The 14640-nt window shown below is 43.3% G+C and carries 14 protein-coding genes and 1 pseudogene; 4 read left to right on the top strand and 11 right to left on the bottom strand.

The window, feature by feature from the left end:
• Window positions 1-133: 133 nt before the first annotated feature.
• Window positions 134-637 (bottom strand): MerR family transcriptional regulator, encoded by a 504-nt coding sequence (locus WFK81_RS07580; protein WP_336785844.1) that lies wholly within the window; start codon window positions 635-637, stop codon window positions 134-136.
• Window positions 638-816: 179 nt separating this feature from the next.
• Here WFK81_RS07580 and WFK81_RS07575 point away from each other — a divergent pair, with 179 nt between their 5' ends.
• Window positions 817-1668: an SDR family NAD(P)-dependent oxidoreductase gene (locus WFK81_RS07575; protein ID WP_336785843.1), complete on the top strand. Its 852-nt coding sequence runs from the start codon at window positions 817-819 to the stop codon at window positions 1666-1668.
• 148 nt (window positions 1669-1816) lie between these two features.
• On the opposite strand, the gene WFK81_RS07570 is transcribed toward WFK81_RS07575, so the two are convergent.
• The 7 genes and pseudogenes from WFK81_RS07570 to WFK81_RS07540 form a co-directional block, all read right to left on the bottom strand.
• Window positions 1817-2773 (bottom strand): NAD-dependent epimerase/dehydratase family protein, encoded by a 957-nt coding sequence (locus WFK81_RS07570; RefSeq protein ID WP_336785842.1) that lies wholly within the window; start codon window positions 2771-2773, stop codon window positions 1817-1819.
• Window positions 2774-3045: 272 nt separating this feature from the next.
• Window positions 3046-3477 carry an NUDIX hydrolase gene (locus WFK81_RS07565; RefSeq protein ID WP_336785841.1) on the bottom strand — a complete coding sequence of 144 codons (432 nt, stop codon included), beginning with the start codon at window positions 3475-3477 and terminating at the stop codon, window positions 3046-3048.
• Window positions 3478-3712: 235 nt separating this feature from the next.
• Window positions 3713-3864 (bottom strand): annotated as a pseudogene (locus tag WFK81_RS07560) (IS4 family transposase); the annotation flags it as partial.
• 91 nt (window positions 3865-3955) lie between these two features.
• Window positions 3956-4399, bottom strand: coding sequence for an ASCH domain-containing protein (locus WFK81_RS07555; RefSeq protein WP_336785840.1), 444 nt, complete (start codon window positions 4397-4399; stop codon window positions 3956-3958).
• Window positions 4400-5049: 650 nt separating this feature from the next.
• Entirely contained in the window at window positions 5050-5580 is a 531-nt protein-coding gene (locus tag WFK81_RS07550) for a GNAT family N-acetyltransferase (protein ID WP_442956046.1), read from the bottom strand.
• Between the two features lie 929 nt (window positions 5581-6509).
• Window positions 6510-7361 (bottom strand): S-layer homology domain-containing protein, encoded by an 852-nt coding sequence (locus tag WFK81_RS07545; RefSeq protein WP_336785838.1) that lies wholly within the window; start codon window positions 7359-7361, stop codon window positions 6510-6512.
• Window positions 7362-7371: 10 nt separating this feature from the next.
• A complete protein-coding gene (locus tag WFK81_RS07540) occupies window positions 7372-9216 on the bottom strand; it encodes an alpha-galactosidase (protein ID WP_336785837.1) in 1845 nt (614 codons plus the stop codon).
• A 195-nt stretch (window positions 9217-9411) separates the two neighbouring features.
• On the opposite strand from WFK81_RS07540, the gene WFK81_RS07535 reads away from it, so the two are divergent.
• Entirely contained in the window at window positions 9412-10278 is an 867-nt protein-coding gene (locus WFK81_RS07535) for an AraC family transcriptional regulator (protein WP_336785836.1), read from the top strand.
• Window positions 10279-10288: 10 nt separating this feature from the next.
• On the top strand, window positions 10289-10591 hold the full coding sequence (locus tag WFK81_RS07530) for an AraC family ligand binding domain-containing protein (protein ID WP_336785835.1): 303 nt from the start codon (window positions 10289-10291) through the stop codon (window positions 10589-10591).
• A 339-nt stretch (window positions 10592-10930) separates the two neighbouring features.
• Here the strand turns inward: WFK81_RS07530 and WFK81_RS07525 are convergent, their stop codons facing one another.
• Window positions 10931-11716 (bottom strand): nucleotidyltransferase domain-containing protein, encoded by a 786-nt coding sequence (locus tag WFK81_RS07525; RefSeq protein ID WP_336785834.1) that lies wholly within the window; start codon window positions 11714-11716, stop codon window positions 10931-10933.
• Between the two features lie 25 nt (window positions 11717-11741).
• Window positions 11742-12341 (bottom strand): maltose acetyltransferase domain-containing protein, encoded by a 600-nt coding sequence (locus WFK81_RS07520; RefSeq protein ID WP_336785833.1) that lies wholly within the window; start codon window positions 12339-12341, stop codon window positions 11742-11744.
• A 106-nt stretch (window positions 12342-12447) separates the two neighbouring features.
• On the opposite strand from WFK81_RS07520, the gene WFK81_RS07515 reads away from it, so the two are divergent.
• Window positions 12448-13344: an AraC family transcriptional regulator gene (locus WFK81_RS07515; RefSeq protein WP_336785832.1), complete on the top strand. Its 897-nt coding sequence runs from the start codon at window positions 12448-12450 to the stop codon at window positions 13342-13344.
• Window positions 13345-13959: 615 nt separating this feature from the next.
• On the opposite strand, the gene WFK81_RS07510 is transcribed toward WFK81_RS07515, so the two are convergent.
• Window positions 13960-14616, bottom strand: a complete 657-nt coding sequence (locus tag WFK81_RS07510) for an SDR family NAD(P)-dependent oxidoreductase (protein ID WP_336785831.1) — start codon at window positions 14614-14616, stop codon at window positions 13960-13962.
• Between the last annotated feature and the right edge of the window lie 24 nt (window positions 14617-14640).

Here is a 14640-nt window from a genome sequence, read left to right as displayed (position 1 = left end):
CCGTTAGTTGTGAAATGTAACAGCCGGTCATATCGACCGGCTGCTGCACTGTTTTTATTGAGCTATCGTTCCTCGATAGTTCAACTGTCCAACTCAAAACTCTTTCTTATTTTCCATTCTAATTCTCTCTAACTTAATAAACTCTCCTCGACTTGCCCGCTTTGGCCGATACGGAAAAATACCTCATCTCACCGGGTGAGACAGGCTTTGGTTTGGGTTCCCCCAATATTTTCTCTGGTACGCCGTCTAGACCTTCATTCGAGCAGTCCCTTCTATATCTACCTTCCTCCAACTTCATGTCGATAAAATCAACAACTTGCTGCAGTGAAGTGATCTGGCTGACAATATTTTCACGATGACTTCTTAGGAGTTCCACAAGCTCCGGATATTCCGCGGGATCAGTATCGGCTGAGACCGCCAAAAAAGGCCGAATTTCCTCTAACGGCATCCCTGTTTTTTTCAAGCATGCTATCAGCCGAATCGTATTGATGTCCTCCTGCCGGTAGATGCGGTGCCCGTTATCCTTCCGCTCTACGCGAGGCAGTAGCGCGATCTTTTCGTAATAACGGATTGTATCCTCAGTAATTCCGGTTTGCTGGGCGGTCTGTTTTATCGTAAAGCATTGCTCCTCCTTCATCCTGTTCCCTCCCTAAGATTGATTGATTTTTGTACATTATACATCTTGAAGCTGGCTCCAAGTCAAACCTCTTAACCTTGGAGAAAAACTTTGTTTTCTCGTCTTGACTTGGAGTCGACTTCAAGTTATAGAATGTGCGCTATCGATTCAAATATCCCGATATAAAAAGGAGATGCACAATGAACAAGTACCAACGTGAACATATCGCATTGATTACAGGCGCAAGCGCCGGGATCGGGTTGGAACTAACACGGAAATTACTGTCGGAGAACTGGCATGTGGTTGCTGTAAACCGTTCTGACTTTCCTGCCGACGATATGAGCATCCACAATGCGGTCAAGAACGGATCGCTTCGTATTTATAAAACAGATGATCTTACCGACTTTGCCAGCTTGAAACTTACTTTGGAAGAGATCAAAAGCAAGGAACGGCGGATCGATATTTTATTCAATAACGCCGGAGGGTCCTTTCCCGAGCTGAGCTATTCGAAACAAGGACGGGAGAAGCATTTTGAGTTGATGACGGTCGTTCCTTATATTATTCTGATGGAATTGAAGGAACTCCTAAAAATTAGTCATTTTAAAACGGTAATCAATACCTCATCTTCAGCTCTAAAATTTACAAAGGAGTTTTCGATCGAACTCCTAGAGCATCCCAAAACCTTTCGTAAGTTGCTTGGACCTTACGCGACCTCAAAGCTAGCTCTTTCGCTATGGACTGAGGCCATCGCATCGCAGCTCGCTAAGGACGATATCAGGATCCGCAGCGTTGACCCGGGTGGCAACAATACGATAAGAAAAGGGAAACAATCCGGACTGCCCTTCTTGGTTGAAGTATTGATGAAGCTATTTTTCTCGCCTCCTAGCCTCGGCGCCAACAAGCTGTACGAAGGAGCTCTCGGGGAACACCATCATGAGAGCGGCGTATTTTTGCTGAAAGGGCGGGTTGCGGAATTAAAGTTTACAGACCAGGCGATGAACGTTTTGGAAAGGATTCAAGCGATTTACGAATACGAATTTCTCGTGTCTTGAAGCCCAGACCTTGAACGGGGGTACTGCACTAACCTATTCTTTTGCTTAACGACAGAAGGAGCAGTTGCCGCAACGGCGATCTGCTCCCTGGCTATTACGCTATTGTTCCTCGTCGTTTGAATAATTCAGCCTTGCTCTATTTCATATTTTATTCGATCCGTACCTTAGATGTTGAGAGTCCCTTCCATTCCTTTACGACATCCTCTATACCTAACTGTATCGTCGGGTACAAATAGGTGAAGCCGGACGCCTTAAGCTTGCTGTTCGAGAAATTTGTATGCGCCGTGGCGTATTCGGTTAACACGGGACCAAGCAGCATCCGGCATAACCAAGTTGGCACGTAACGTTTTTTATCCTGTCTATGGAGCGCCTGGGCGCTGAGCGTCGTAATGTCTGCACTTCTGATCGGCTGATCGTCGACCAGTAAATATCGTTCCCCTGTCTGGCCCTGCTCCAGCAAGAACAAGAAAGCTCGGGCGCAGTCTTCTACGTGAATAGGAGAAAATATTGGATTATGCCCCTTGAGGCCGGTAACCGGCTTGTTTTGAGAGAGTGGCTTCAGGAACAACTGCGGAAACCACGACTTCGCGCCGTACACTTGTCCCGGGAAAGTTATCACAACGGGCATGCCTTTATCCACATAAGCAGAAAGCACGTCGACGGAAGGAGCGATGTAAGGTCCCCATCCTTTTGGCTGCGAGCGGTATGATTCCGTGACCGGCTCATTGTCGCCGCTATCGCCGAAATAGCTGGTGCCTGCCACATATACGAGCTTCTTTAGCTTCTGCGGATTGATGTTGTCAAGCAGACGGACGGTCATTTGATAGTGCCCTTTTTGATAGGCGTTCGCGACTTTCAAAGTTACTTTCTTACCCCAGGTTGGAGGGGCCGCCAAATGAATAACATAGTCCGCTTCCGAAAGGGCGCTTTGCCAGTCGCCATCTGTGAGCAGATCGCCAATAATAGCCCTCACCCCTGTATCTTCAAGCTCTTTTGCCTTTTCCTTGCTTCGTGTCAAGACCGTAACTTGATGACCTTGGCGAAGCGCTACGTTTACCGTGCTGCTTCCTATGTACCCCGTCCCACCTGTGATAAAGATATTCATAAACTTCTACCTCTCCTGTTAAATGTAGTTTATTAAATACAATTTTTATCTTTTCGGATAGCCTATTTCTAATGGCTGTGCCGCTTGATGCAGGTCTCGCGTTCACTTCTGACGCTCCTTACGAGCTAACATTATTAAATATATTATACCACTTAATGGAACTATACCGCTCTTTAGTTGAGAAAACGGCAGCTCATATGATTAGCTGCCGTCGTGCTGTCTTGAAACTATCGTTTCCTAATAGTTGAATAGAGTAAATGATGGCTCCTAGACTATTCAAACCACTGTCTTGGTCCGATGATGTGGAATAATTGATTACTGTCAGTATTCAAAGCTTCCTGTATACGTGCAATAGTGAAGTCACTAATCGGTCTAGGCAAATCATCTACGTTGTAATATTTACATTCTGTTACCTCCGCAGCATCAGGCTGTGGTTGTTGATTATCGACAATCTTACACATGAATGCAAAATGATGCATATCGTGAGTGGGTTCATAATACACGCCAGTTAAGCGACCTACGGTAACTTCAAGACCAGTTTCTTCAAACACTTCTCGCTTTGCAGTGTCCTCTGCGGATTCATTAAGTTCTGATAACCCCCCTGGTAGTTCCCAATTGTATTTTCCGTAGTTATGTTTTACTAGAAGAATTCGCCCTTCTGAATCCATAATCACAGCAGCTGCTCCGACTGGTTTTTTTGACATTTTCGTATCCCCTATGAGTTTTAGAAATAAGTTCCATATTTTAGACGATGATTACCTAGATTTGTTGCGGTTAGTTCTTGTCATTTCATTTTGACAATAACTTGATAACACAAGATAAAAAAGCCGCAATTTATGCGGCTTTTTTATCTTGTTCCTGTCTCCCCACATTGTTGCTCTCCTCGGACATGCTGTATCAACAAGCCCAACCTTGCCGTCGATTAGCCATAGTCGTCGGCAGTATGTATAGGGAAAACACAATCGTCGTGTGGCTGGTCAGCAAATCACAGGACGGCCTTGAAACTCTTTTTGCAGGTGAAGCAGCGATTTGGTGCACTTGAAGAAGTTCTCAATGTCCCAGCGCGTCGCATAAATCCGGATGATCTCTTTTACGGTGCATGACGAATTATAAACCTTTAATTTCATAAGGAGAAAATAAGTGATTGAAGTCAGAACCTCCCTAATTAATTGTTTACATAGGTCATATCATTAACTCTTCGTCTATCGGATATTCCCATAATCCCAGTTTTCCCTTCACTGGAATATAGGGCTTCAGCAGACGGAAATTCGCTATTTCCCACGCAAAATAACCTGGACTGTAATCACCTAACAGGAAGTCCTCACCCGTCACAACTTTCCCGCAATCCAGAATGGCTGACGTATGATTAGCGTCGATAACTTGATAACAATTTGTAAGCTCGCAAGTTGCAAGGATAACCCCCGTAGGGAGGTTTTGTTCCGTATAGCCATTCTTGGCGAGTAAAGAACGTATGGGTTCATATTTGCAGGCCTTCTTATCGACTTTCTGGCTTGCATGAATGGCCAACGGTCCGCGATACCGGGTCTTCCAGGATCTTGTTTCATAGAGAGTCTCGCCTTGGACAAGCAGAGTCGCCCATGGTTGAATCATGGATAATACTTTCATTCCTCTACGCTCCATTACTGTTCATAATGAATTACTATTCCCCAAACATTCTCGAGACTTTCCATACCCGCATAAAAAAGGTGCAATACCATGACTCTCGATTGTAAATTTGGTTATCCGCGTTACTGAAGTAGTCGGGATGGGATCAAGAACTTGATCCATAAAACCAAAAGGCCGCGAATGCCGCGAATTTTAATGGGACAATGTTTTTGACTTCCGACATTTATAATAATAATGTGTGCCATTATATATCGTTATTAATCCTTTATTTCTCCACATTAAAAAATAAGTTAAATAAATAAACCGGCAGCGGATCTCTGATCTGCTGCCGGTTTATTATTTTGAACTAAAGGTATACGAACATTCTCCTATACAGACATTTTGTTAAAAGATAGAAAGATTAATAGATGCTGCCTCAGTACTCGTCGGACGACTGTCGGATGACAAGTACTTCTATACAAAAACGACAAGAACTTCTATACATACCTACCTGTTAACGCAATGAAGCTGCCGATTTGTGCCGGCAGCTTCATCCTGGTTGCTTATTGAACTAACGTTCCTCGTTTAGTTCAATCACATGACGTTCATTAAGCAAAGCGCTTTTTACTTGTCAAAAGGCATATGCCCTTCAGGACAAAATGCTCGCTTGTTTAGCGGGCGTTCAATATCGCGGATTCCCGTAGGCGAAGCCGATAGCTTTTGACGAGCGTCTCCCCGTTCTTCACGTCGAACTCCTTCGCCCGTTCGAAGCCGAGACGCTCGTATAGACGAACCGCAGAATCCATCATGTCGGACGTGTGCAAATGAAGAAGCTCGGCACCGGACGCGAGCGCGATACCGGCGCTCTCGCGGATGAGCTGCGTCGCGACGCCATGGCCGCGGGCTTCCTGTGAGACGGCGAGCAGACGGATGATTGGCGTGTGGATGCCGACGTAACCGTATGCTTGTTCCGACGATTCGAACAGGAACACACTGCCGACGATGCGGCCGTCTAATTCGGCGACGAGCCGGTTTTTTGTTGCCCCGGCGCTCGCGGCGGCGACGATGTTTTCTTTATATTGCTCCCAGCGTTCTTCGGATAACGTATTCGCGTATTGCCCGTAGGCGTCCAGCAGCACGTCCCGGACCGCGTCGCGGTCTTCCGCCGTCGCTTCGCGAACGAGCACTTGTTTTTGCGTCATGAGATCCACCTGCTTTCTATCGAATAGTCGGCTATTGATCGGGATGGATACGTTAAACGGAGCAGCTCGAGCCTTGCGCCGCCTCGGTATTCCCATGCTTGATACGAGCGATTTGGCCGAGGTGATGTTGCACGTGGGAGACGAACCCGCGGGCGATCAGCGGGTTCGTGACCGTCACGTCCTTTCCTCGAGGAATCCCTCCGCCGTCACTTCGTTCGCTTTTTTGGCCATGCGAATCCGAAACGCGACGACGATGCCGTGGCGGCTCCATAAGAGCCAATTTACAGTTCGCCTGGCGCCAGGCCTTTGTCAGTCCCTCCAATTTCAGTCCCAGTATCCGATATTACTTTGTGTCCTCTTGCCTCTATTTCTACAAAATCCTGTTTCATGAAGCATCCTGTTTCTGTTTCATGAAGCGATGTCTTTACAAGCAATAATTTAGCCAGGACGACCTCTCCTATTCATTAATTTTTATTTTTAAAGAACACTTTTCTCATAGGGATTATATGTTATTAGGTTTATGCTAGCATTCCATGAGTTATATCACAATACTCCAATCGATAGAAATTCTTAATAAGCACTACTAAAAAATCTATATGTACATGTATTTCTATGATAAAACGAGTACATGCGTTACCTCAATTGCTACACTGGAGAATCCAGAGCTTATCGAGATAAAAGGCATACACAGATTCTCGGATCAAAAATTCTGCCTGACTCAGGATTACGTTATTTATCGACTGATCTGTTTGAATCGAATTACCTTTATTGTCAAAATCGGGAATGAAAAAAGCCGCGATTTACGCGGCAATTAATGAAGTAATGTTCTCACGACCGTCTCAACGTAGCTTGAGAGGAAAGTATTGATGTCATATGAGGCATCTGTCTTAGAAAACATAACCATACGATAATATCATCAAAGATCTCACTTATAATAAATTATACTTGTACTGCTCTATACCCGGAATTGTGTAGATTCTGCTATAGCCTGCTTTTATAAGTGCTTGTGCAGCTAAAGAACTCTTATACCCCTTTTGACAGTAAAGGATTAATGGAGTATCCTTTCTATCACATACCGAGAACGGGTTATTTGATATATCCTGTAATGGCATACAAATGCTTTCCTGTATATGTCCTATCTTATAATCCTCATGAGTTCGGACATCAACAAGCATTGCAGTTTTATCATTTAACATCAGCTGCCATGCTTCATCGGGGGACAGATTATTAATTTGAAATTCTCTTCTCCCAATCTGAGGAATACGCTGGTCCCTATCAAGCATTCTTACAATAACTGCTGCAGCTTCCGCGCGAGTTAAGCTGCCAACAGCGTCGAACACGTTATTGTCACGCCCGTGCATTATACCTTTAACATACACCTGCGCTATATGCATAACGCAGGTATGGCAGGAATATAGGTCTCTAAGATTTTCGGCCGCCGACCATTCGTACTCATCTCTTTCTCCGAATTCTGTTAAAAGAGCCTCATGAACTATTCTTGCAGCGGAACGACGCTCAATGGGTTTGCTTATGTTTGTTATATCATAATCCTCTATTATTCCCTTATACAACGCGTAATCCATATATCCCGATGACCAACACCCACTCGTTGGCTCTATATTGCCTTTACTGCTTCTAATTACCATTGTCACAAACTGCTCGGTCGTAACATTATCCTCGGGATAAAATAAACCACCATTCATCCCTGGTATAATGCCACGTTCAATAAGTTTTAAAATAGATGCTTCAGCCCAATGATTAGCAATATCAATCATTTTCATCATCAGCATATTAAACAGGAGTAACTCTTATCGTAACATTGTCATAGGCGTCAATTCCTGTAACAGAGAAGGTCCTTGAAATATTCGTTGTAACCTCCCCTGTCCATAAATCCGTTTGATAATAGCTTGCAGCATTTTTGAATTTTCCAGCATCAATCATTTTATGCCCAATATATTCGATAATGCGGCTTACATCAACGGAATGCTCCTTCGTATCTCTTGAGTCGCTGAGATTTATAAAGGACAAAGCTATATCTCCGTTCGCAAGAGGCTTTACAAGAATATCAACTCGGTTGTTATTCGTAATATATGCCGTATCGGGATTGGTATTATCGATAGAGCAGTAAATTCTTTTTGCCTGAATGCCGAGGGTATCCTGATTCAATGCGATTACGTCTTTGTTCGCAATAATCATCCATAACTCGTCCCCCTTTGTAACGCGCCTTAAATCCATTCCAAGCATAATCGGAGAATTCATCATACACCACATCGTCATATGAGTTTTATTCATGAGATTTGTAATTCCGTTCATACCGATTACAAGCATATCGGGATCGTTCCACCCCTTGTCAAGTCCGGAAAATTCGTCCATAATAACCGCCTTACTGTACTGCGAGGTTATACTTGCGGTATTGTTTGAACTCCATTCGGCGGAGCCCGGATTGCCTTCAGAGCCGACAGAGAAGGTTATATCATTAAGAATACGCCATGAGTCTCCAACCTTATATCCCCAGTTATGCGGTTGTGTTTTACCCCATTCACAGATAGAGAATACAACATCATGGTCAGGATCGGCCTTGTTCAAACCTTCAAGCAGAGCCGCATATGAATTAAGGGTGTTTTCCTGCCTTCTGTGATTCATTAGACGAATGATATTTTCTCCTTCATTTAAGGATACTGTAATTTCTTCCGAATCTTCAAAGGCAGCTGTACTTTGGGTAAGAGGAAGCAAATTATCAAAATATCTAGTTTCATGATCTGCGTTTCCTACTGCAAGCTGAAGCCAGCGTCCAGTGCCATCCTCCTCGCCGCTTGCAAAATTTATGGTTATGGCGTATTTTCCGCTAGCCGGCGCGTTCACAGTGAACTGTAGCTCGCTCCAGCGGTCGCCCACAGGCGTTGTACCCACGTTTGTTCCATCGAATGTACCGATATTTGTTACGTAGTCGCCACTGTTTTTTGAAGCACCTTGTCCTAATAGCACTCCGTCGTTAACTGCATTTAAAGTTATTTTCAGGCTTTCACCCGTAACCGTTATGCTTCTAATATTCGGAGCATAGGAGTATTTTGAATTTGTTGAGTCTGAGAACGTTGCATTGTCCCATAGATAGTAGCAGTTATCTACCTTAATAAAGTCAACCCCCCAGTCCATATAAGACCTTGTGTCGACATCCTCAAAGCCACACGTTCCTACAGCAGAGCCTGCACAAAGATTCGTACCTATATCATTGTACATACCGAATTTAAGTTGCTTGCTGTGTATATAATCAGACAATGCCTTAAAGCCGCTTGGAAATTTTATCGTTTCATTTGAAAGTAAGCCGTTTACGCGTTCGGACTTATAACAACCGTCATCGAGCACTACATACTTATATCCCATATCCACAAGTCCCAAATCAACAATCGCGTCTGCCATTGCCTTTGTGAGTACCTCGTTGTTCTTACTGCCAAAGGCATTCCAGCTGTTCCAGCCCATTGCAGGAAGGCGTCCCTGCTTTTTATCCAAAAGAACCTTGCCGTTTGAGAAAGCCGGAAACATATAGTCAGGATCCGTGATCTCGTCAGGCGCAGTCCTTGATGTAACTCTAGCCGGTACAGGGGTAGATAGTGAATTTAAATTCATAAACTTGTCCATAAGAAATCCTCCTCAAAAAAATTGTCACCACTAGTGGCCATAATTTTGGCCGCTTGTGATAATTTTTACTTCGTAAGCATTCGCTTAAACTTGCATTTACATTGTTATGATAGGACAAATAAATGGGGATATAAATGTGTTTTTATCGAGTGATTATGGGGAAATGTGATATATTGATTTCAGGAGCTGAATTCAATGAAACTATATTATGCAAAAAGCCCTTTTATGTCGTCTGATATTTATCCCATGCAATATGGTGAACAGCAGTGCGATCACGGATATTCCTTCGGACCTGCAGTGCGCAACTTCTATTTAATCCATTACGTTTATAGCGGGCAAGGCGAACTGCATATTAATAAAAAAACTTATAAAGTACATGCTGGACAGTTTTTTCTGATTTATCCGAAACAAACAGCGTACTATAAGGCAGATGACAATGAGCCGTGGCTTTATCGCTGGATTGAGTTTGACGGCAGTTTTTCGGAAAAGCTTATGACTGTGACAGGCTTCTCGCACGATAACCACGTTATAAATGATGATCATGGCGTTGGAAACGCACTTAAAAATATAATAGATTTAGGCTGGTCTGACTTTGAAACCATCATGAGCCATTTTTGGTCATTTATTGCGGCTCTTACGAAGGGCAAATTATTAAAGAAAGATGAGAATACAGCAGAAACCTATGTCTCTAATGCAAAAAACTTTATAAGGAGTAATATTCACAAAAGAATATCCGTTTCTGAAATTGCACATTTTTTAAACATAGACCGCAGTCATCTGGCACGTATCTTCAAAAGCATTTGTGGCATAAGCACACAGCAGTTTATTATTTCTCTTAAAATGGAGATGGCTTCACAATTACTCAAAAAAAGCAGTATGACCGTTAAAGAGGTTGCCAATAGTGTCGGATACGGAAATCAGATGGAATTCTCGAAGCTGTTTAAAAAATACTTTAATATGACTCCCACGCAATGGAGAGATCAAGAGTTCTTTCAGCAGTCCATAAATAACTATGAACCTAAATTACAACTGCCAGTCACAGACCCTCCCCTCGTGATCTAAAAGCTCCCGTTTGACAATCGAGCTGGACGACACTGTCCATGCATTGAAAAAGGGCGACGTCTTCCTCCATTGTCCGCAGCAGAAAATGCGCTACTACACCTCCGAAGACGATCGTTGGGAAATCTATTGGCTGCAGTTTAACGGAAAAGGACTCGCAGATTTTTTGCTGGAGAGAGGATTTCGCGAACCGTCCATATGGTATATGAATGATTTCACGATGCTGGAGCAAACCTGGCTCGAGCTGCTTGATGAAATTGAACGAAACCAGTTCTCGCGGCCGGCCAGAATCTCCGCTCTGACTTACGCCGGCTGATTGATTTTATGTGCAATGCGATTCCTTTATTTGAACACTCCTTCGATTGTTGAAACTGCCATATACTTCGAAATGGCACTGAACTCAGATCAGGCGATATTTTATATTCTCAACAAACGTATCCCGTAACAAAAAAAGCAGCCGATATCGGCTGCCGTTTACTATTCCTAGGTGATATTAATTTCTACCTTACACCTTGAATACTTTATTGGCGTGGCGTCTTTTGTACCTTTGTAGAAATCATTTCCAAGTGCCCAAACTCTTCGGTTCACTATAGATGTAGGCAACAGATCCACCCTTGATCTCAGTGCGTTTCCCGTCGAATTCCTGTAGTACTAATTATAAATCAGCTACTGGCACATGGCCTGTCATCCAGTTCAATTCACTATCAAGCATGAATCGAACGTGCCATCCTTTCTCTGACTTAGGCCACTGATGAAATTGCGTCACGCATTCATACAGAGCTTCAACGCTTTCCTTCGATTTATTTTGCAATACATTATTCATCATCAGAACAAGATTATTCGGTTTGCAAGTAACCCCTTCCAGCACTTTCATAAACCATTTATGATAGGGATAAAGAACTTCATTATATGCCAAAATAAGCCGCCCTGCGAATAAAACGAAATTAGTCGTAGAGAATTCAATAACGTAGCGCTCGTTCTTCTTTAAGCCTTCATAGAACATCCAACGCCAACCTTCAAATTGAGCATGAAATTTTTCCAATGTCTCATTTTTCCGTTCAGTGGGATAGCATGATGCCGCTTGCACCATCTCTTGCAGACCATATATTTCACTATAACTTACTATTGCGTCCTTGAAGGCAAACCTAGCGGGCTCGCTGCCGTATTCGGCTACTTTTTTAATGTACGAAACCGAGGTATATTTTCCATCCACATACCCGCCCTCATAAGGCGTGGACTCCGTTTCATGGTAATGAATATCCCCGCTCTCTAATAAAGAAAGATAAACCTCATCCGATACGACAAGCATAAGGTCGATATCCGAATCTTCTTTTGCAAATCCATGCGCAACGGAACCCCCGACAATGACAGCCAAAATTTCTTCCTTTTCCTTGAGCTTGTTTGTAATCCTATCAATGGCTGTTTTATGATGTGGATACATTAAGAATGGCTCCTTCTAATTGGAATTAGGGTTGCACCTTCCGGTTCTTATAGTAGTAAACTTTATCTTCTTCCGTAATTTCCCGCAGCACTTTACAAGGATTGCCCACAGCGACCACATTTGGTGGAATATCCTTTGTGACAATACTTCCTGCACCTATTACACTGTTCTTGCCTATGGTAACGCCGGGATTAATGACAGCGCCGCTCCCAATCCATACATTGTCCTCAATGACAACTGGGAATGCATACATTTGGCCAGTTGCACGCAATTCAGCGTCAATGGGATGTCCAGTAGTCGAAATCGTAACATTAGGAGCAAATAAGACTCCATTCCCGATTTTGACCGTTGTGTCATCCACGATTGTAAGATTGAAATTCGCGTAGACATTATTACCAATAAACGTATTCGAGCCATAGGCAAAGTGAATCGGAGGTTCGATCCAGCAATTGTTGCCCCAACTTCCGAAAAGCTGTTTAGCAAGTTCTTCTCTTTTGGCCTCCTCGGATGGTCTTGTTTTGTTAAAATCAAAGACGAGCTCTTTTCCTCTAAGTCGTTCTTCGGGCAAGCCTTCTCCCATATCCGTGAACAACAAGCCATTCTTTATATTTTCCCGCTGTGTCATTTGAAAAACCACCTTTCGTTAAATTCTATTTTATTGATGTGAGTTGACAGTATATATATAATTATTGATTGAAAGCATAAATATATTCACTGAAGTGGTGAGTCTAATGAAGAATCGTATTGTTCCTGTTGATAAGGATCTGAACAGCACCTTTAAATTGAATCCGGTATTTCCTTTTGTACTTTCCCGAGATGATTTAAGTGACTATGTAGGCGGATTCGTGAACTGGCATAAGCAAACTGCTTTAGAGATTGCTATTGTCTTAGAGGGAAGTATAAATGTGACAGTCCTAGAACGCGAAGAAACAATGGAAGTTGGGGATGGATTTCTAATCTTGCCCGAACGTTTGCACACCTTAAAGCCTAGCAAAGATGCTAAAGCTGCAAGATACTTTACCTTCATTTTTGAACCCGTCTTATTAACCGGATTTAAGGGCAGTTTTTTTGAACATGCCTTTTATTCTCCAGCATTAAGTAAGAAAAAAGCCTTTTATAAGTTCAATATTCAGGATAAATGGACACACCCAATATATGAGCAGATGAAATGGGTCTATGACCAAGAAGTTGAAGATAGCCCTGCGTTCCAATTAAACGTGCAGCGAATCTTACAGGACATTTGGATTATTTTATGGAACAATCTTTTGTTCAAGGAAGAAGAAGGGGAACGCAAGCAACACAATGCGCGAATCTTGAAGATGATCGAATACTTACATACTAATTACTCTTCAAAGTTCTCGTTAACTGATATGGCGACACAATCCAATGTAAGCCGAGGGGAGTGCTGCCGCTACTTTAAGAAAATGATGCACATGACAATCTCTGATTATCTCATGGAATATCGGGTTTCAAAAGCAATTGAACTTCTTAAATCCACAGATATATCCATCTCTGAAATCTCTGAAACAGTTGGATTCAGCAGCCAGAGCTATTTTATTAAATCTTTCAAAAAGAAGACGCGTCTCAGTCCTCTTGCCTACAGGAAATTATTAAAGGGCATACCCTAATGAATATATTTGACACTCTATTGTAGTCAATAATCCCTTAAGCTCAACAAAAAAACAACCGAACGGCATACGTCGGCTGCTTTAGCGTTGTTACGCACCTCCAAAATGGAACAGTACTTCTTTTTGGTATCTTGTTCAAAAAGGAATATTTCTCACTATTTATTTCGTGGCATACGTTACGCTAAACTGCCCTTTACTTCAATGGAACAGGGAGCAGCGCCGCGGCGACCTGCTCCCTGTTCTGGTTGAACTATAGTTAGCTTAAAAAAATCGTGCATTTTTCAGGGGGCTCGGGGCTGTAAAGAAGTTCTTGTCTTGAGCTGACGGATCCCTTATGGTTTGATGGATTATTAGGGTGATTATTGTGTCACATGCGATGACCAATATAACTTCTTCCTTAATTGTAGCCGGACGTAACCGGTCTCTCTCCTCGTGATAACTTAAGTATTCCGACAATAACAGATTTGTCATGAAAAAAGGCGCCCGGTGCGGGCGCCTTCTCCTATTCTTGCTCCTTGCTTCAATACAGCCTGGTATCCTGGTCTTTTTAAATCTTTTCCAATTTGTTTCTCAATAAATGTGTAACTTTCATCTACGCTCCCTCATGCTTATCGATCAAGATTCCGCGAAGATATATTCCACTTCATCACGAGCCTGATACAACTGCCAATACTTCTCCGCGATATCGTCCGGATCGTAGAATGTCCCCTTGGATACATAACCGCCGATAGTGACGGTTCCTACATAAACGTTATGGGGCTTTAACTCCTGTGCTAATGAATAGGCAAGCGAACGGACACCTGCCTTGCCGATCGATAACGAGGAGTATTCTGAGTTCGGATAGATGGCCAAGCCTCCGCCCGTGATTAGAATGGCCCCTTCCCTCCGTTTAATGAAGTCCGGCACGACTTGTTTGACGCTTGAGAGGGCGCCCACGACATTCACTTTGAAATCCTCGATCAATTGTTCCTCATCCAAAACGGATACCGTCGATCTGGAGATGACAGCCGCATTGTAGAGCAGGACATCCGGCGTGCCGTATTGCTCGCGAATGACCCGGAAAGCTTGGGCGACCGACTCTGATTTCGAAGCATCCGCCGAGACGGTGAACACTTCGATAGATTGGTCTCTGAGCTCTCTGGCCAGTACATCGAGCGAAGTTTGATTACGTGCAACGAGAACGACCTTAAACGAATTGGCACCGAATTTACGTGCGACGGCTGCGCTAACACCCGGACCAGCGCCTACAATCACCAGAAGGGACTTGCTCAAATGAAACACTCCTCTACGTTTTAT

The organism is Paenibacillus sp. MMO-177, assembly GCF_037147795.1.
GTDB lineage: Bacteria > Bacillota > Bacilli > Paenibacillales > Paenibacillaceae > Pristimantibacillus.
Note: the sequence above shows the minus strand (reverse complement) of the source record. Positions and strands in the feature narration are given on the sequence as shown.

Excerpts from the sequence above, each read along its gene's own strand:
- WFK81_RS07545 (WP_336785838.1), bottom strand. The coding sequence starts at position 7,361 with ATGAAAATGATTGATATTGCTAATCATTGGGCTGAAGCATCTATTTTA.
- WFK81_RS07570 (WP_336785842.1), bottom strand. The coding sequence starts at position 2,773 with ATGAATATCTTTATCACAGGTGGGACGGGGTACATAGGAAGCAGCACG.
- WFK81_RS07565 (WP_336785841.1), bottom strand. The coding sequence starts at position 3,477 with ATGTCAAAAAAACCAGTCGGAGCAGCTGCTGTGATTATGGATTCAGAA.
- WFK81_RS07535 (WP_336785836.1), top strand. The coding sequence starts at position 9,412 with ATGAAACTATATTATGCAAAAAGCCCTTTTATGTCGTCTGATATTTAT.
- WFK81_RS07555 (WP_336785840.1), bottom strand. The coding sequence starts at position 4,399 with ATGAAAGTATTATCCATGATTCAACCATGGGCGACTCTGCTTGTCCAA.
- WFK81_RS07515 (WP_336785832.1), top strand. The coding sequence starts at position 12,448 with ATGAAGAATCGTATTGTTCCTGTTGATAAGGATCTGAACAGCACCTTT.
- WFK81_RS07575 (WP_336785843.1), top strand. The coding sequence starts at position 817 with ATGAACAAGTACCAACGTGAACATATCGCATTGATTACAGGCGCAAGC.
- WFK81_RS07550 (WP_442956046.1), bottom strand. The coding sequence starts at position 5,580 with ATGACGCAAAAACAAGTGCTCGTTCGCGAAGCGACGGCGGAAGACCGC.
- WFK81_RS07520 (WP_336785833.1), bottom strand. The coding sequence starts at position 12,341 with ATGACACAGCGGGAAAATATAAAGAATGGCTTGTTGTTCACGGATATG.
- WFK81_RS07525 (WP_336785834.1), bottom strand. The coding sequence starts at position 11,716 with ATGTATCCACATCATAAAACAGCCATTGATAGGATTACAAACAAGCTC.
- WFK81_RS07540 (WP_336785837.1), bottom strand. The coding sequence starts at position 9,216 with ATGGACAAGTTTATGAATTTAAATTCACTATCTACCCCTGTACCGGCT.
- WFK81_RS07580 (WP_336785844.1), bottom strand. The coding sequence starts at position 637 with ATGAAGGAGGAGCAATGCTTTACGATAAAACAGACCGCCCAGCAAACC.